This is a genomic window from Paenibacillus tianmuensis (assembly GCF_900100345.1).
Lineage (GTDB): Bacteria > Bacillota > Bacilli > Paenibacillales > NBRC-103111 > Paenibacillus_G > Paenibacillus_G tianmuensis.
The window spans coordinates 19,066-36,221 of record NZ_FMTT01000019.1; the positions used below are offsets into that span (position 1 = coordinate 19,066).

16 protein-coding genes are annotated in these 17,156 nt (G+C 54.0%); all 16 read left to right on the forward strand.

From position 1 onward, the window contains the following. Positions 1-221 precede the first annotated feature (221 nt). A complete protein-coding gene (locus BLO51_RS14070; RefSeq protein ID WP_090672769.1) occupies positions 222-2,507 on the forward strand; it encodes a DEAD/DEAH box helicase in 2,286 nt (761 codons plus the stop codon). Then, on the forward strand, positions 2,504-4,147 hold the full coding sequence (locus tag BLO51_RS14075) for a ribonuclease H-like domain-containing protein (protein ID WP_090672771.1): 1,644 nt from the start codon (positions 2,504-2,506) through the stop codon (positions 4,145-4,147). Before BLO51_RS14070 ends, BLO51_RS14075 begins: the two co-directional genes overlap by 4 nt. Before the next feature lie 62 nt (positions 4,148-4,209). Further along, the gene (locus BLO51_RS14080; protein ID WP_090672773.1) at positions 4,210-5,019 is read left to right on the forward strand and encodes an Fpg/Nei family DNA glycosylase; all 810 of its coding nucleotides are present in this window, start codon (positions 4,210-4,212) and stop codon (positions 5,017-5,019) included. A 13-nt stretch (positions 5,020-5,032) separates the two neighbouring features. Further along, the gene (locus tag BLO51_RS14085; RefSeq protein ID WP_090672775.1) at positions 5,033-5,881 is read left to right on the forward strand and encodes a deoxyribonuclease IV; all 849 of its coding nucleotides are present in this window, start codon (positions 5,033-5,035) and stop codon (positions 5,879-5,881) included. Next, entirely contained in the window at positions 5,878-6,219 is a 342-nt protein-coding gene (locus tag BLO51_RS14090; RefSeq protein ID WP_090672777.1) for a cyclic-phosphate processing receiver domain-containing protein, read from the forward strand. Before BLO51_RS14085 ends, BLO51_RS14090 begins: the two co-directional genes overlap by 4 nt. A gap of 13 nt (positions 6,220-6,232) precedes the next feature. After that, entirely contained in the window at positions 6,233-7,006 is a 774-nt protein-coding gene (locus tag BLO51_RS14095) for an ABC transporter ATP-binding protein (protein WP_090672779.1), read from the forward strand. Beyond that, positions 7,006-8,040 (forward strand): SAM-dependent methyltransferase, encoded by a 1,035-nt coding sequence (locus BLO51_RS14100; protein ID WP_090672781.1) that lies wholly within the window; start codon positions 7,006-7,008, stop codon positions 8,038-8,040. The genes BLO51_RS14095 and BLO51_RS14100 overlap by 1 nt, the downstream gene beginning before the upstream one ends. Positions 8,041-8,080: 40 nt before the next feature. Then, a complete protein-coding gene (locus tag BLO51_RS14105) occupies positions 8,081-8,713 on the forward strand; it encodes a class I SAM-dependent methyltransferase (RefSeq protein WP_090672783.1) in 633 nt (210 codons plus the stop codon). A 282-nt stretch (positions 8,714-8,995) separates the two neighbouring features. Further along, the gene (locus tag BLO51_RS14110) at positions 8,996-10,108 is read left to right on the forward strand and encodes an AAA family ATPase (protein ID WP_090672785.1); all 1,113 of its coding nucleotides are present in this window, start codon (positions 8,996-8,998) and stop codon (positions 10,106-10,108) included. Next, a complete protein-coding gene (locus tag BLO51_RS14115) occupies positions 10,105-11,325 on the forward strand; it encodes a TadA family conjugal transfer-associated ATPase (RefSeq protein WP_090672787.1) in 1,221 nt (406 codons plus the stop codon). The genes BLO51_RS14110 and BLO51_RS14115 overlap by 4 nt, the downstream gene beginning before the upstream one ends. 36 nt (positions 11,326-11,361) lie before the next feature. Beyond that, positions 11,362-12,189, forward strand: a complete 828-nt coding sequence (locus BLO51_RS14120; protein ID WP_090672789.1) for a type II secretion system F family protein — start codon at positions 11,362-11,364, stop codon at positions 12,187-12,189. A gap of 12 nt (positions 12,190-12,201) precedes the next feature. Next, on the forward strand, positions 12,202-13,065 hold the full coding sequence (locus BLO51_RS14125) for a type II secretion system F family protein (RefSeq protein ID WP_090672910.1): 864 nt from the start codon (positions 12,202-12,204) through the stop codon (positions 13,063-13,065). A gap of 45 nt (positions 13,066-13,110) precedes the next feature. Continuing rightward, positions 13,111-13,329, forward strand: a complete 219-nt coding sequence (locus tag BLO51_RS14130; RefSeq protein WP_090672791.1) for a Flp1 family type IVb pilin — start codon at positions 13,111-13,113, stop codon at positions 13,327-13,329. Positions 13,330-13,356: 27 nt separating this feature from the next. After that, positions 13,357-14,385 (forward strand): hypothetical protein, encoded by a 1,029-nt coding sequence (locus tag BLO51_RS14135; protein ID WP_174551252.1) that lies wholly within the window; start codon positions 13,357-13,359, stop codon positions 14,383-14,385. A gap of 39 nt (positions 14,386-14,424) precedes the next feature. Beyond that, positions 14,425-16,485 carry a hypothetical protein gene (locus BLO51_RS14140; RefSeq protein WP_090672793.1) on the forward strand — a complete coding sequence of 687 codons (2,061 nt, stop codon included), beginning with the start codon at positions 14,425-14,427 and terminating at the stop codon, positions 16,483-16,485. A 10-nt stretch (positions 16,486-16,495) separates the two neighbouring features. Next, positions 16,496-17,155, forward strand: a complete 660-nt coding sequence (locus BLO51_RS14145) for a TadE/TadG family type IV pilus assembly protein (RefSeq protein ID WP_090672795.1) — start codon at positions 16,496-16,498, stop codon at positions 17,153-17,155. Position 17,156: the final 1 nt, after the last annotated feature.

Sequence of the window (17,156 nt, forward strand, 5' to 3'; positions counted from 1 at the left end):
CTTTTCCTTCCAAAATCGAAGTGCCCCCTTTTACAGACGACTCTACAACGAAAAACTTTCCCGGGAAAGCGCAGAATACGACATGCGTTCTTCAAGTTTCAGCACCGCTTAAGCGCGTCATTCCGATCCCGTTCGACCGGCTTCGCTAAGAAAAGAGATTGTCACACGAACATGCATTCGATATAATGAAAGGAACGTTACCGTCAAAAGGAGCTGCACTTATGAACCGTTTGACTGGCAAGGTCTCTTCCATCGAAGAAATGATCGATTTGATCCGCTCGTCGTCCGAGCTGATGTCCCAGGTGACTTACTGGCATACGATTCCGCCGCGGGAAGGGCGGTACGAGTCATTCCCGGAAGGCTTGCACTCTGAGTTGCGGGAAGCATTGCTCGCCCGGGGCATCGGACAATTATATACGCATCAAGCCCAATCGTTCCGCGAAGTAAGTGAGGGACGCCACGTCGTGACCGTAACCCCGACCGCCTCGGGCAAGACGCTGTGCTACAACCTGCCGGTGCTGGAGGGCATATTGAAAGACGAGAGCGCGCGTGCGCTCTATTTGTTTCCGACTAAAGCGCTCGCTCAAGACCAGGTGGCCGAGCTTCAAGAGTTGGCGAATATCATGGGCGCGGATATCAAAACCCATACCTACGACGGGGATACGCCGCCGACCGTACGCCAAGCCATTCGCAATGCCGGGCACATCGTTGTGACGAACCCGGATATGCTGCACTCCGCGATTTTGCCGCATCACACGAAATGGGTAAAGTTATTCGAGAATATAATGTTCATTGTTATTGACGAGGTTCACTCCTATCGCGGAGTATTCGGCAGCCATGTGGCCAACGTAATTCGGCGGCTTAAGCGGATTTGCCGCTTTTACGGCTCGAATCCGCAGTTTATTTGCGCTTCGGCGACGATCGACAATCCGAAGGAGCATACAGAGCGGCTGATCAGGGAGAGCGTATCCCTTGTCAACGACAACGGCGCGCCCGCGGGAGAGAAGCATTTTGTCTTCTATAATCCTCCTGTGGTCAATCAGCAGCTTGGCATCCGCAAGAGCAGCGTGCTGGAGACGAGGAAAATCGCTGCGATGCTGCTGCGCCAAGGCATACAAACAATCGTTTTCGCACGGAGCCGCGTACGGGTCGAAATTTTGCTTACGTATTTGCAGGAACTGGTCGCCCACGAATTGGGCACGAAATCGATCCGCGGTTACCGCGGAGGGTATCTGCCCAAGCTGCGCCGTGAAATCGAGCGGGGGCTGCGCAGCGGAGAGATCCGCGGCGTCGTCAGCACAAACGCGCTGGAGCTCGGGATCGATATCGGGCAGTTGCAGGCCTGCGTGCTGAACGGCTATCCCGGCACCATCGCAAGCACGTGGCAGCAGTCGGGCCGCGCCGGGAGGCGGCAGGAAAGCTCCGTCACGTTCCTCGTCGCAAGCAGCAATCCGCTGGATCAATATATGATCGAGAACCCCAGATTTTTTTTCGAGCGTCCGCCGGAGCGGGCGCTGATCGAGCCGGACAACCTTATCATCTTGGTTGATCATGTCAAATGCGCCGCCTACGAGCTGCCATTCGAAGAGAACGAACAATTTGGCGGCGAATCGCTGCATGATATTTTGGAGTTTTTGACGGAGGAACGCATATTGCACCGGGTCAAAAGCAGGTGGCACTGGATGGAGCAGTCGTTTCCGGCGCACGACATCAGCTTGCGTTCAGCCGCACAGGAAAATTTCATTATCATCGATATGACGAACGGCGCCCGGGTCATCGGCGAGGTAGACCGGTTCAGCGCGCCGACGATGATTCACGAGGAAGCAATCTATATCCACGAGGGCGTACAGTATCAGGTGGAGAAGCTCGATTACGAGGAGAAGAAGGCTTACATACGCGAGGTCGACGTCGATTATTTCACGGACGCCAGCCTGGCCGTCCAGTTGAAGGTGCTGCATGTGCACCGGGAGGCAATTGACAGGGGGCTCAAGCGGCAGTTCGGCGAAGTGACCGTGAACGCGAAGGCGACTATTTTCAAAAAAATCAAGCTGCGGACCCATGAGAATATCGGATCGGGGCCGATTCATCTGCCGGAGGAGGAGCTGCACACGAGCTCTTACTGGTTCACGTTCGACGACGAGATTGCCGCGGGTATGACGGTGAACGATATGCAGTTTGCGCTGCTGGGGCTGGCGAACGTGCTTGTGCATATCGCGCCGCTTTATTTGATGTGCGATCCGCATGACATCCGTGTCGTTCCGCAGGTGAAGGCGGTGCATAACAAGCAGCCTACGATATTTTTCTACGACCGTTACCCGGGCGGCGTTGGGCTTAGCGAGCGGCTGTACGAAGTGCATGGGGAACTGCTCGCCGAAGCGCAGCGCCTGATTTCGTCGTGCGGCTGTTTAAGCGGCTGTCCGGCCTGTGTCGGACCGATTGAAGAAGTCGGGCTGACGGGGAAGCAGCTGTCGCTCGGGCTGCTGAAGCAGTTGGAGGCCTCGCGATGAGCTCGCTTAAGGAAAGGCTGCTGCGGCACAAAAAGTCGATAGCGGGTACGCAGGAACGCGAGGAAGAAGTCAAGGCCCGAATGCCTGCGGGAGACGAGCCGCCAGGGCCGGCCGAAGAGGGTCAGGCGACTCACGGCGGAAGTAGACCGGAGTCCGCGGCGGAGATTGACGAATGGATGGTCGTCGGCGCGGCTATGGAGCATACGGAGTGGGGCGATTTCGTGATCCGCCGCCGCACGTACGAAGCGGGGTTTCGTCACGGGGAGCATGAGCTTGGTCGTTTATCATCCTGCGCGGAGGAGTTGTTTGCGCTGCTGGAGCCGACGGCAGGCAAGGCTGCGGCGAACCGTTCGGCCGCTCCATTCCACGAACGGCTGCTCTTTCTGGATACCGAGACGACAGGGCTAGGGCATGGAGCAGGCAATGTGCCGTTTATGGTCGGAGTCGGATTTTACCAAGGCGATCAATATCATATCGAGCAGATGCTGATCCGGCACCCCGGCGAAGAGTCGGCGATGCTGGCCTATTTGGAGCAAAAGCTTGCTGCACATCCGGTGTTAATCTCGTATAACGGCAAATCGTTCGATTGGCCAATTCTCAAAAACCGCTATATCATGAACCGGATGGAGCTTGTCGCCGAGCTTTCGGGGCACATCGATTTTTTGCATCCTTCCCGCAGCTTGTGGAAGCATACGCTGCCCTCCTGCCGACTAGGCAAAGTAGAGGAGGAGCGGCTTGGCGTCCGCCGCGAAGAAGATGTTCCGGGCTCGCTTGCGCCGACGCTCTATTTTCAATATTTGGCGCAGCGCGATCCTTCCGTTTTGGAAGGCGTGTTCGTGCATAACGAGCTGGACGTGCTGTCGCTAGCTGGCTTGGCCGTTCATTTTGCCTGCTTGCTGAACGGTTCCTATGATTGGTCTCACGCGAGGTTGTTCGGTTTAGAGGAGTGCTTTCGGCTTGGCCTGTGGCTCGATAAAATCGGTCGAAGCGGCATGGCTGACACCGTGATGAATGCGCTGACCGAAGAGCTGCTTGCTGCGGACGAGCTTGCTTCCGAAGAACCGTGCCTGCTGCCGCTTGCGCAATTTTGCAAGCGACGGGGACGCTATACGCAAGCCTGCTCACTCTGGAGCCGGTATATCGCCCTGAAGGGCGGTCGGGCAACGGCTTCGCTGGAGCCGTATATCGAGCTGTCCATGTACTATGAGCATAAGGAAAAACAGTGGGAGCGCGCTCTCGACTATGCGCAGGAAGCGCTGGACCATCTCTGGCGGCGAGATGCCTTGAAGCGGAGCGGGGAGCGCAAATCGAACGCACTTAGCGGCAACCGTTCAAGGGAAAAAGAGGAGCGCGAAGAGGATGCCGAAGCCGTCAGTCTGCGCAAGCGAATCGAACGGCTGCGGCGGAAAGCGTCCTCTTCCGCTAGTGCGAGGCGTGCTGCAAGCGCTGTTGAGCAAGATGCATCCGATTCGCTACTGCCGACGCAGTCAAGCGCCCAGACACAGGCAAAGCTATCCGCCGGGGCAGCTGGTCAAGCTCCGGTTCAGGGGGCAGCGTCTGCGGTATCCCGTGTTCCTCAATCAACAAGAAAAAGAAAGTCCAGCCTGTCTGCGGTGGAACAGCTTTCTATGCCGCTGTAAGTATAATTTCATTTCGGGGTGGAAATACATGGTAAGATCATGATCCGAAAGGAGCAATGACGATGCCTGAGCTGCCCGAAATGGAAAATTACCGAAAGCTGCTAAGCGAGCGAATCATAGGCCGGACTATGACGGATACGGAAGTCACAAGAGAAAAATCGATTAACGTGACGCCCGAGCGATGGGCGCAGGAGTTGATCGGTCACGCCGTTTCCCGCATCGATCGGAGAGCGAAGCATTTACTGTTTCGTTTAACGACAGGCAACGTTCTGGTGCTTCATCTTATGCTCGGAGGCATGATGTTCTACGGCAGGGCAGAGGAAAAGCCCGATCGGTCCGTTCAAGTGCGGCTCGGCTTCGGAGATCGTCACTTGTTTTTTATCGGGCTGCGGCTCGGTTATTTGCATCTCCATGCTCCGTCGGAAGTCGATGAGCTAATGAATAAGCTCGGTCCCGAGCCATTTGATCCGGGGCTGACGCCCGACCGTTTCGCCGAGCGTCTGCGCGCAAAAGCGGGTACGCTCAAAAGCAGTCTCGTCGATCAGAGCGTCTTTGCGGGCATCGGCAACTGCTACAGCGATGAAATCTGCTATCATGCAGGTCTCCTGCCGTCCCGGCGTCCCAGTGCGCTCTCCGATGAAGAGCTTCACCGCTTATTCCACTCCATGCGTGAAGTGCTGACGGAAGCGACGCAGGGCGGCGGGTACATGGAAATGCCGCTATTCGACGGCGATTCGCTTACGGGCGGCTTCGACAGCCGCTGCCGGGTTTACGACCGCGAAGGAGAACCGTGCTTGCGCTGCGGCAGCCCGATTGCCAGACGCGATGTCTCGTCCAAGAAATCGTTTTGCTGTCTTGTCTGTCAGAGGTGAAGGGGCGATAACCATGCGTTTCGGCTGCCATATCAGTATTCGGGGCGGTTATGCGGAAGCGGCGAAGACGGCGGTAAAGCTAGGAGCCCAGTCGTTTCAATATTTCCCCAAAAATCCACGAAGCCTGACCGTTAAGTCGTTCAACCGCCAGGACGCCGAGCAGTGCGCCCGGTTTTGCCGCGAGCACGGCCTGTTCAGCATCGCTCACACTCCTTATCCGACGAATCTTGCCGTAGGCCCAGGCGAGCTGCGGCAGGCGACGATCGCCTCGCTTCGCAACGATCTTGAGATTGCGGACGCGTGCGGCTCGGTCGGCGTCGTGGTCCATTTTGGCAAATATAAAGGGGAAGACCCGTTACAAGGCTATAAAAATATTATACAATGTATGAATGAAGCGCTTGCCGGCTATACGGGCCGTTCGCTGCTGCTGATCGAGAATCAGGCGGGCGAAGGAACCTCTATGGGGACGTCGCTTGAGGAACTGGTGCAGGTGCGGCATCTTTGCGCTTTCCCGGGGCTTGTCGGCTTTTGCCTCGACACGTGTCATGCTTTTGCCTCGGGCTTGTGGCCCTCCTCCAAGGACGGGTGGCCGGAGCTGGAGCGGCATGCGGTAGCGACCGGTTATTTGCAGCATCTTCGGGCGATCCATCTGAACGATTCCGTGTATCCGCGAGGCGCGCATAAAGATCGGCATGCCATGATCGGCCGAGGCGAAATCGGGGAAGCCAGGTTCGCTTCGCTGCTGCGCTCGACTGTGCTCAAGTCGATGACCGACCTTCCGGCGGTGCTGGAAACGCCTGTCCTGCGGGGGAGCACGCACGCTTCCGAAATTCGATATGTTAAGGAGCTGAGCGAAGGGTGATTCACGTTTATTTGGACGATTATCGCGCTTGTCCAAAAGGCTTCGTGCCTGCCCGTACCGTTGACGAATGCTTGCTTCTGCTGCGGGAATGCGAAGTGGACGTGCTTTCGCTCGACTACGACTTGGGCTGGGGACAGCCCAACGGACTGGAATTGGTCCGGGCGATGGCAAGCGCCGGTTTATTTCCACAGCGCATTTATTTGCACACGTCGAGCGATGCGGGTCGTCAGCAAATGTTTCAACTACTGTATGCGAACAAGCCGGAGCACGTCCAGCTGACGAACGGCCCGATGCCTCCCGAGCTGCTTATGGAAATTTTCGAAACTGTAAAAGAATAGGTTGTGATTCAACATGACAATGGTCTTATCCTTGCAAGATATTTATTTTATTCGCGAAGACCGGCATATTTTGTCCGGCGTCAATATCGATATTCGTCAAGGGGAGCATTGGGTCGTGCTCGGCCGGAACGGCTCGGGCAAAACGACGGTTCTGGAGCTGATGAACGGCTACGAGTTCCCGACCCGGGGAAAAGTGCAAGTGCTCGGCAATACATACGGGCAGTGCGACGTCCGCGAAGTGCGCAAGCAGATCGGTTATATCAGCCAATCGCTGTATGAGAAATTGAATGCCGGGGACCCGGTGTGGGAAGTGATTGCCACCGGCGAATTCGGTTACTTGCGTTTTTATGAAGAAATCCCGCAGTCTGCCCGCGAGAAGGCGATCAGCATGCTGGACAAGGTGAAGCTCGTCCATTTGGCTAATCAGCCGCTTGGTACGCTGTCGCAAGGCGAGCGGAAAAAAGTGATGCTGGCCCGCGCTTTGATGACAAATCCGTCCATTCTCATTATGGACGAGCCTTGTTCGGGTCTCGACTTGTACGAACGTGAGCGGCTGCTTGAAAATATCAACGTGCTCGGCGGCCAGCAAATGACAGTCATTTATGTCACGCATCATATCGAAGAGATCGTACCGCTTTTCACGCACGTTGTGCTGATCGAGCAGGGACGTATTATTGCTTCCGGCGCGAAGCGGGACGTATTGACCGAGGAAAATTTGGAAAAAGCGTATCAAGTGCCGATCCGGATCGAATGGTCCGGAGACCGGCCTTGGATTAAGGTGCTGTGATGAGCGACTCGACATTTATCGGCACGTCCAACCGGGGATTTGCCCAGCAGGCGCAAGAAGAGCTTCGGCGTCTGCTGGGTCAGTCGGTTAAGTTCGAATGGCTGGCTCCGGGCGAAGTGTTCGTATTTACATCCGAATTTGAGCGAAGCGATGCGATTGGGCGCATCCTGGCGCAGGAGCCTGTGTTTCTGCGGCACATACAGCCGGTCGACGTGGAGCAATTGTGGGACGGCAGTTTCGATCATGCAATTCGCCATATTCATGAGATGCTGGTCGCTAGGGGAGCGTCGCTGAAGCAGATGAACGTAGCGGTACAAGCCAGAAAAGCGGAAGGGGAAGCTTTAGCGAGCCTTTCCCTGCCGACGGTGCGCTCTTCCGTTGAAGAGATGCTGGCAACGGTCGAGGCGAATCCGGTATCGCGCGATGCGGACTTCATCCTTTCGCTGTATTTCACAGAAGTTAAGCTATATTTTGGCTTGTCCCGGCCGCAGGACAATTTGTCCGATTGGTCCGGCGGCGCCATCCGCTTCCGCAAGGAGGAAGGGCAAGTATCGCGAGCCAAGTTCAAGCTGTTGGAGGCGGAGCAGGCCTTCGGCTTGGATTTGTCTCAATACCGGGCGGCGCTCGATATCGGCGCGGCGCCGGGCGGGTGGACGTCGCTGCTGCTGGAACGTGGACTTCGGGTAACCGCGATCGACCCGGCCAAGCTGGATGCGGCGTTGCTGCGTCATCCGCAGCTTACGTATTTTCCGAAAAAGGCGGATGAGGTTTCGTTTGCGGCGAACACATTCGACCTGCTCGTTTGCGACATGAGCTGGAGTCACCGGCAAATGGCCAGGCTCGTCCGGGGGCTGTTGGGTGCGCTGCAGCCGGGCGGAACGGCTGTTATCACGGTGAAGCTGATGCACAAGAAGGCGTTTCAAACGATTCGCGAAGTGGTGAGCGATCTGGCTCCGGAGCTGGAGCTGCAGCAAGCAAAGCAGCTTTTTCACAACCGCGAGGAGCTGACGCTGTTTTTGATGAAACAAGTGTGACCGGTTGTTCTGGCAATGAGAGCCGAAAGGAGCCTTGCGAATGTCGGATACGATTTTTTGGAACGATTTGTTTTCCAAGCTGAGACCGGAGCAGGTCAAGTACGATATGTGGCTGGAGCCGTTCATTGGAGGCCTTGATCCGTCCGAGACGGGGTCCATTCTGGATCTTGGCTGCGGCGCGGGGAACGATACGCTGTATTTAACGGAAAAAGGCTACTCCGTCATCGCTTGCGACCGTTCAGCCGAAGCGCTTATGCTGGTGCAAGAGCTGGTATCGCAGGCTAAGACGAAGCAGCTTGATCTGCTGCAGCCACTGCCGTTTCCGGACGGTTCGGCGCGGGCTGTAGTAGCCGATTTAAGCCTCCATAACTTCTCTTGGAGCGATACCGGGAGAATCGTTGCGGACATTTCCCGGGTACTTCAGCCGGGCGGGCAGCTTTGGTGCCGGGTCAATTCGACAAGGGACTTCGAATACGGCGCCGGACAAGGAAGGCTGATCGAGCCGAATTACTACGAGCTCGACGGGAAGCGCAAGCGTTTTTTCGACCGTCCGCACCTGGAACGGCTGTTTCAGAAATGGCAAGTCACGTTTGTACAGGAGCAGACCATGAACCGCTATGATAAACCGAAGGTTGTCTGGGTACTGGCGGCAGCCAAGCCCGAGCTTCGTTAATAGGCGATGCAACTGGGTGATACGGAAGTGTAGATCGGGAAACGGACAAAGTGGAAACGTAATTTTTGCTCCGAACTCTTGCGCTACCCATTTTTTATGCTATAATACGGTTAATTGCATATTTACAAAAGCGGAAGCACCGCTGACCAAGGAAAGGATTTCCTGTCAGTGTGTGCTTTTTTTTGTGTTTCTAAGGGGGAACTGGAGAGTATGTGATCTATGAAGCGCAAGGAAGAAATGGAATAAGCTTATCGCACAGATACGAAGGAGAGGGAGTCGTCGGTGGCCAAAATTATGCTGGTGCTGTTGGACGAGGATGCTTATTTTGGCGAAATGCTGTCCGCTTACGTTCGCTCGTCCGAATATGCGGAGCGGTTTAGTATACGCGTGTTTACGTCGATGGATGAAGGAGTCCGGTTTGTAGAGCAAACCAAGGAACCGCTGATCATTATGGTCCATGAATCGCTTATGCCGCTGCCTGATGCCGTTTTCGGGCTTAAACCGGGGTGTACGGTCGTGATCAGCGACTCGGCAAGAGAGGGCGGACTGCTCGAATATCCGATTATGTTTAAATACCAGCCGCTGGACAGGCTGTTATCGGGTATTACCGCGCATTACAACGAATTTTTTGCAGGCGAGCCGCTGCGGGGGAACCGGGGAGCGAAGACGGTCGCCGTTTATTCGGCCGTCGGTGGAACGGGCAAAACGGTAACGGCCGTTCATTTGGCGTACCAGCTTGCCCAGCAGGGGGAACGCGTCTTCTGTTTGGGTCTGGAGCTGCTCCCCTCCCGGGCTTGGTATGTTCAGGAAGGAGCGGAGGAAACGGAATCGTTTTCCCAGCTTTTATATTATGCCAAGACCGCTCCAGCGCTTATTTCTTCCAAGCTGGAAGGGCTCAAAAGGAAGCATCCTGACTGCAAGTTCGATTACGTTCCTCCGTCGATGCACCTGAAAGAGCTGGCGGAGATGGAGGCGTCCGATTTGAAGCACATGTTGCAAGGGATCGAAGCCACGAGGATGTACGACCGTATCGTAATCGATTTGGACTCGGCGCCGCATGCGGCGACAAGGGAAGCGATTCAAGAGGCCGACCTCGTTCTATGGCTGCTGCTGGACGACTGCGTACATTTGAGTAAAAACGCCGAGCTGCTCCGAAGCTGGACTGCCGGGGAACGAACGACAGACTGGCTGCATAGGGTGCGGTTCGTACATAACAAAAATGCCGGACAGGCGGTGAACCGGTTCGAAGCGTACGGATTTGCAAATAGCAGCGAACTGCCCTACGTTCCCGAATGGAAAGGCGTTGGACGAGTGGAGGACATGATGTCGCCGGCCTTTGCCTTGGCCGCTGCCGGTTTGGTTCGAGCCGGCGGGGAGGGATCGCGGTACCGATGAAGGATGTCGCCGTAAAGCAGCTAATCAAACAGCGCGTACAGGACAGCTTTGATTATGGAAATGCCTTGTCGGACGAGCAGCTCATGGAGCAGATTGAGCAAGTCGTGTTTGCTTACTCCAGGGAATCATTTTTGACCGCGGGGCAAAAGCAGACTTTGGTGCAAGAGGTGTTTCACTCGTTCCGCGGTTTGGACGTGCTCCAACCGCTCGTCGACGATCGGACGATTACTGAAATTATGATCAATTCTCACGACCAGGTCTTTGTTGAAAAAGACGGCCGCGTGCTGGAGACGGATATTCGCTTCGAAAGCAGGGAGAAGCTGGAAGATACGATTCAAGCGATCGTCGGCCGGGTCAACCGGATTGTGAACGAGTCGACTCCGATCGTTGACGCCCGACTTGCGGACGGCTCCCGCGTCAATGTCGTCCTCCCGCCGATTGCGTTGAAAGGTCCGGCGATGACGATCCGGAAATTTCCGGAAAAGCCGATGACGCTGGAAGATCTGATTGCACGTCAGGCGCTTTCGCGCGAAGCGGCGCAACGGCTTATTTGCTTCGTTAAGGCAAAATACAATTTGTTTATCGGAGGGGGAACAGGTTCGGGGAAAACGACGTTTCTCAATGCGCTGGGACAATTTATTCCGCCGGACGAACGCGTCATCACGATCGAAGATTCGGCCGAACTGCAAATTCGCGGCGTACCGAACCTCGTTAGCCTCGAAACCCGCAATGCTAATTCGGAAGGAAAAGGCGAGATTACGATTCGCGACTTGATTCGTTCATCACTGAGGATGCGGCCGAATCGCATCATTGTCGGCGAAGTCCGGGGGGCTGAAGCCTTGGATATGCTTGCAGCACTTAATACTGGGCACGACGGGGCGTTATCGACCGGCCATGCGAATTCGGTTCAGGATATGCTCAGTCGTTTGGAGACGATGGTATTGAGCGGGGCCAGCCTGCCGGTCGAAGTTGTGCGCAAGCAAATCGCATCGGCGATTGATGTCATGATCCACTTGACCCGTCTTCGCGACCGTTCCAGACGGGTGACGGAAATTACCGAAATTGTCGGGGTTGATGAAGGGGAGGTGAAGCTCAATCCGCTTTACCGGTTCGTGGAGACAGGTGAAACGCCGGAAGGCAAAGTCATTGGGCAGCTTGAGCCTACCGGGAATGAACTGGCAGGAACATGGAAGCTGGAGATGGCTGGCTTGATCTAACAGGGACGATAGCAGGAAAGGAGGAGGATATCCGTCATGTACAAATTGGTTTTCGGCCGTTTGCGCGCCTTTGCAGGGTTGTCTTTCGGCACGAAACCGGCGCCCGCGGCATCCAAAGCAAAGCTTCCGGATTATAACGAATACCAGCTAACGTGGGGACAAAAGGTCTCTGCTGTCTTTTGCGGCGCAGCCGTTATGGCGGGGATTGGTATAGTGTTTTACAAAAATCCGTTGATTGCCGGGCTGTTTGCCTTAACCGGGTTTTATTATCCCGTCATGCGGCGCAAGGCCATCATAGCTAAAAGGAAGGCACAGCTTAAACAGCAGTTCAAACAAATGCTTGCTTCCCTAGCCTCTTCCATGGGGGCAGGCCGCTCGATCGAATCGTCTTTTGCCGAGGCGCTCGATGACTTGCGGCTGCTGTATCCTGATGCCGGAGCGATGATTGTGCGCGAGCTCGAACTGATCATCCGGCGGCTGCAAAACGGTGAAACGGTGGAAGCATGCCTGCTCGACTTCAGCCGTCGGGCCCACATCGACGAGATCGGCCAGTTCGCGGACGTATTTGTGATATGCAAGCGAACTGGCGGCAGTCTGGTTCAGGTGGTTCGGCGAACGGCCGTCATTATTCAGGAAAAATTGGATATCGAGCAGGACATCCAAGTCACGTTGGCCCAAAAGAAATTTGAATCCAAAGTGCTCACGGTTGCGCCCGTCATTCTCATTGCAGCACTTGCTTGGACGACGCCGGATTACATGGAACCGCTGTATCAAGGCGGCGGCCTGCTTATCATGACCGGTGCGCTTGGGGTATTGTTCGGCTGCTTTGCCTTGGCGCAAAAAATTATGAATATAAAGGTGTGAAGCGATTTGTGGATGCTGGCGCTGTTGCTGTTGGAGCTGATCGCCGTTGCAGGTGCATCTTGGGCAGGATTTCCAAAGTATGCTCCATGGGTCCGCGACAATCGAAGTCTTACGCGCTCGGATGCGTTCTATTGGCTCGCTCCTGCTAGCTTATGGTTTATGGACCGGACGAAGCTTGCCGACCGATTATCCGAGTCGCTCGGCAAGGTGCATCGCGTCATGATAGGACTATACGGAGCGAAATCAGCGATCTCGGAAACGAAATGGTTTGCAGCCAAGACGCTTATTATCGTTTACGGTCTGGTTATTTTGAGCACCATGGCCGGTTTGGCAGCCGGTGAAGCTGAGATGCTGGTTTACTGCCTGCCATTGACGATCTTTGTTCCGTTTCTAATGTATAAACAAGCAGCCGGGGAGCTTAAACGGAAGAAACAGTCCATCTTGATTGAGCTTCCGGAAGTATTGAACCAACTGATGCTGCTGATTGGCGCAGGCGAAACGGTCCCGCAGGCCCTGGTACGGATTGCGAATGGAAAAGAGGCCGTCACCAGTCCGTTAATGGCCGAATTGAAAGAAACCGTTCATGCCCTTAAAGTGAACGTCTCCTTTCCCAAAGCAATGGAGGACTTCAGCAAGCGGTGCGCAATGCAGGAGGTTTCTCTGTTTACGACAACGCTGCTGTTAAATTACAAGCGGGGAGGCGACGAACTGGTAATGGCTTTAAAGGAACTATCCGCCAACCTGTGGGAGAAGCGCAAGGCGCTTGCCAAAACGCTCGGTGAAGAAGCGGCATCCAAACTGGTGTTTCCGATGGTCATGATATTTTTTGTCGTCATGGTTATGGTGGCGGCGCCTGCTTTAATGATGGTGAATTAATCGAGTAACTGACATCGTCTTGCGACAATAGAGGAGGAAAAAGGAATGGAAGCTTTGAAAACGGCGTGGCATCGGTTTTGGAAAGAAGAAGACGGACTCGGTACGCTTGAGATTTTATTAATCATTGCGGTGCTGCTCATTATTGCGATTGCTTTCCGGAAGTGGATCACGAAGTGGATGGAAAGCTTATTTAACGATGCCAGTAAAGAAATTAAGGATTCCAAAAATGTAAAAATCGATGACAGCAAGTTAGGCACCCCCTAACCTTGGTATGATGACATGACAGGGTTCATGAGAATTATCTATATCCGATCGTTCGTTATAACGCTCCGCCGATTCGTCATCGGTCATTCCGGTCAATTTACGATTGAGGCGTCCCTGACACTGCCGATCATTTTAATCGCGACCTTGCTGCTTATTTTCTTATCGCTGTTTGCTTATCAACAAGCTTCCGTTCATTATACAGCGGCATTGACGGCGGAACGGACGGCTTATATTTGGGACAACAGCAGGAAAGATCCGGTCACCGGATCGGTTGGGTTGGGGCAAACGGATGGCCTGTACTGGCGGCTGACGAACGACCATGTGATGAATTTGTTCAGCTTTATGCTCCCTATGGCTCCCGTATCCGTTCAGCTTCCGGCATCCGGGCATGCAGCCGGTCCAGCCGGTCCGGCCGGGAAACTTTCCCGAGCCGCCGGCAGCCTGCCGGAGCAGCTGCGCGGAGAGATCGAGTATTCGAATCACGGGTTTTTGCGCTATGTTCGCGTCGCCTTGGAAAAAAAGTTTCATGTTCCTTCTATGGCACGGTATTGGCGGGGCAAAGAAGCCGATGTGGAGACTTCGTCCAAATCCTACATCGTTGACCCGATCGAAACGATCCGGCTGACGGATCTGACCCGAACCTTTATCGGTGAAATCCAAGGGCGAATCAAGCCGAAGGATGCGCTAAAAACGATGGTCGACCCGAAGACCTCGGTCAAAGAACCGGTAAAAATCACCTCCGAAAGTGAAGCTGCGGAGCATTTACGCGGCTTGGTTGGCGGGGTAAGCAAAAAAATTAATGTGACCCCGGAGACCGTCAGGGTTGTTGACGCTCTGGATTCTTCCAATGTAGCGCATCAGGCTTTTTACACCTTTTATGAACAAAATTTGCGAGAGCAGATGGCAAAAGACGCAGAGCTGTTGAAGCAGGGCACAGAAATTAGAGGCGTGGTATGGCATTTTTTCAAGGTGTCGAAGAACGATGAAATGAGGCTGTCTCAAGGGCTAAAACGTGAGCTGGAACAAAAAGGAATTGTGGTCGTGTTTCATGAGTAAAGGAAAGCAGGGGAATCCGGAGGTGAATTTTTGAGGAGGTTGCTAAAGCTATGGAAGGAGCAGAGCGGCGCCGTATCCATCTATTTGATCATCATTCTTGTTCCTTTGTTTCTGCTGTGCGGGCTGCTGATCGATGTCGCAAGGTGGAGGACCGCGGATAAGGAAGCCGAGAATGCCGTAAAATCCGGGGTTCGCTCGACACTTTCGGCTTTTTCTCCGAAGCTGGCAGCTTATGGATTGTTCGGTACGGACCTGACCGGCAGCAAGGGAGACGAGATTTTCAAGCAAACGGTAGCCGGCAATTTGTCCGGCGCTGCGGAGCCTGGCCAATTCCGTTTTATTGATCAGCGTTTGGAAGAGGATTCGGCTAAGGTGACACCGATTTTCGTCCTATCCAATCATACGATCTTCAAGCAGCAAATATTGGAGGAGATGAAATACCGGGCTCCGATGATTTACGCGCTTGAACTGACCGACAAATTCAAAAAAACAGGCCTTGATGCTCAATTGAATCAGGCTTCGAAATTCGCCGAAAATGCGGTTAAAGTGGAAGAACTGCTGGAGGAACGCGAGCGTAGACTGGACGAAGTTTGGGACGCCTTTCAAGCGATCCGTCAAAAATCTGAGGTGCTATACCCGCATTACGATACGCAGCTTCGCGATTTGAATACCTTAAGTGAGAAAATCGGCAGCCCTACGCTGGAAACCGAATACGCCGCTCTACTCGGATTGTTGAAGGGCGAAGCAGCGCTTGATGATGCGGCGCTCTCCCAATATAAGGATGCGTTCTTGGAAGCGATGGAGCTGGCTAAAAAAGCAAATGATGACTTGAATGCCGAAATCAGCAAGGTTCGGCAGCCAAACGATTCGGGTCAGCAGCTAAGGGCCGAGGATGTATTCAACTTTGTGCATTTAGTTGACCACCAAGAACTGGAACAGTGGGAAGCGGGAGTAGGAACGGCGTTAGCCCAGTTTTCCAGCGTACGGGTTCAGCTTGAAGATAACCTCTTGTTTACGAATCAAAAATATTCTGCGACCTCAACGGCGTTGAACGGCTTCAAAACGAAAGTGGATGAATGGTACGACAAACAGAATAAGTCGCAAACCGAGCGTCAGAGCAAAAACAAAGCGACGGCAGCGGCTAAGCGGGAGCAAAGGGCCAAAGCGCAGCCGATTTTGGACGAGTTTCGGCGAACGATCGGCAGCTGCTCTCTTGGATCGAATGTCGATTCGTATGAGGAGAGCTACCGCAAGCTTCAGGGCGATCCGGGGACGGCTGGCAGCAAAGGTTTCTATCAGACGTATTTGGAGATGAACCAAGCTGCCGGGGCAATTTCTCCTGTATCGACTGTTAAATTGAAAACTCCGGATCAGGCCGGGTCCAGCTCTTTGAAGCTGGTTTCTGCACTGGAAGGTCTGTTGATGGAGGTACGGGACGAATTTTATATCGATGAATTTGCCGTCAGCAAATTTAGCTACCGGACACTTGGTTTGGAAAAGGATACTTTCGGACGGCCGAAAACCTCCAAAGAGCTTTCCAATCCTGCCGGTCATGAATTAACCAATCAAGAAGTTGAATATTTAATTTACGGTTCGAATACGTGCAGTGGCAATTATTCGTCGGCGTACGCGGAAATGTTCGCCGTACGGCTGGCGATCGGAACGACCGAAGCGCTGCTTGAACCGCGCAACGAAGCGCTCGCCGCCGGTTCGCCGCTGCTCGTCTTGCTGGCTGCGGTGACGGAAGGCGCAATTCGGGCACAAGCGGACATGACGAAGCTCGTTCAAGGCGAGCAGGTGCCGCTGTCCCGGAAATTGAGCGGAGTAATCACGCTAGGATATAAAGATTACTTGAGATTATTCCTGCTTCTTCATAGCCGTGAATCGGTTCTGTTGTCCCGAATGCAGGCGCTGATCGAATTGAACACAAAACAGAAGCTTTATCAAATGACTACATATGTTTCCGGTGGTGTTTCAACCTCATATCGGCTCTGGTTTTTACCGGCTATCATGAAGCTGGTAGGGAATAGCGAGTTCTCCGGTTGCGAGGTAAGCGGTAACCGCTGCCGAATGACCAAAACGGCAGACTTTACATATTAGGGAGGCCAGTATGTTGCGATGGACGAAAGAGCAGAGAGGAAGCATCACTCTTGAGGCGGCGCTCGTGCTGCCCTTTTTTCTGGCATTTCTTCTGCTGCTGATTGCGTTTATTCGCGTATCTTTGGCTGAGATGGCGCTGCAGTCTGCCGTCTCGGAATCGGCTAAAGTCATTGCTGCAAACATGTATCCGGTCGAGCTGCTGTACCGACAAGGGCAAGCGCGGTGGCAGAACAGCCAAGCCAGCGCTTGGCTGGGTAACGTAGTCACCCAACTGGAGACGGCCAGACAAACGGTCGTCGATTCCGAACAATTCGTAGAGGATTACTCTAAATGGATTCCTGAACCTATGGTACGTTTGGTCGCTTGGGAAAAAGAACGAAGAGAACAGCTGGAGGCGCTTGGCAGCTCAGCGAAGGACGAGGCGAAGCAAACGGTCGAAATGAAGGTCGCGGAGGCGGCGACGCCAATTATTGCATCGTTTGCCGATATGGGCAGCCTTGATCAACGTAAGCTCAAAGTAACCTCTCTACAATTTCCAAACTTTGACGACCGTGAGAAGGCTTATGTTGTTATCGAAGCGCAGTATGAGTATACGTTCGCAGTCCCTTTTTTTAAGAAAACCGTCATACTTCGAAAAAAAGCGCAAGAGCGCGCATGGATAGGGGGATAAG

Bases quoted from the DNA above. Each gene is read 5' to 3' on its own strand.
- BLO51_RS14070 (WP_090672769.1), top strand. From the start codon at position 222: ATGAACCGTTTGACTGGCAAGGTCTCTTCCATCGAAGAAATGATCGAT.
- BLO51_RS14095 (WP_090672779.1), top strand. From the start codon at position 6,233: ATGACAATGGTCTTATCCTTGCAAGATATTTATTTTATTCGCGAAGAC.
- BLO51_RS14145 (WP_090672795.1), top strand. From the start codon at position 16,496: ATGTTGCGATGGACGAAAGAGCAGAGAGGAAGCATCACTCTTGAGGCG.
- BLO51_RS14075 (WP_090672771.1), top strand. From the start codon at position 2,504: ATGAGCTCGCTTAAGGAAAGGCTGCTGCGGCACAAAAAGTCGATAGCG.
- BLO51_RS14080 (WP_090672773.1), top strand. From the start codon at position 4,210: ATGCCTGAGCTGCCCGAAATGGAAAATTACCGAAAGCTGCTAAGCGAG.
- BLO51_RS14100 (WP_090672781.1), top strand. From the start codon at position 7,006: ATGAGCGACTCGACATTTATCGGCACGTCCAACCGGGGATTTGCCCAG.
- BLO51_RS14135 (WP_174551252.1), top strand. From the start codon at position 13,357: ATGAGAATTATCTATATCCGATCGTTCGTTATAACGCTCCGCCGATTC.
- BLO51_RS14105 (WP_090672783.1), top strand. From the start codon at position 8,081: ATGTCGGATACGATTTTTTGGAACGATTTGTTTTCCAAGCTGAGACCG.
- BLO51_RS14085 (WP_090672775.1), top strand. From the start codon at position 5,033: ATGCGTTTCGGCTGCCATATCAGTATTCGGGGCGGTTATGCGGAAGCG.
- BLO51_RS14120 (WP_090672789.1), top strand. From the start codon at position 11,362: ATGTACAAATTGGTTTTCGGCCGTTTGCGCGCCTTTGCAGGGTTGTCT.
- BLO51_RS14115 (WP_090672787.1), top strand. From the start codon at position 10,105: ATGAAGGATGTCGCCGTAAAGCAGCTAATCAAACAGCGCGTACAGGAC.
- BLO51_RS14130 (WP_090672791.1), top strand. From the start codon at position 13,111: ATGGAAGCTTTGAAAACGGCGTGGCATCGGTTTTGGAAAGAAGAAGAC.
- BLO51_RS14125 (WP_090672910.1), top strand. From the start codon at position 12,202: ATGCTGGCGCTGTTGCTGTTGGAGCTGATCGCCGTTGCAGGTGCATCT.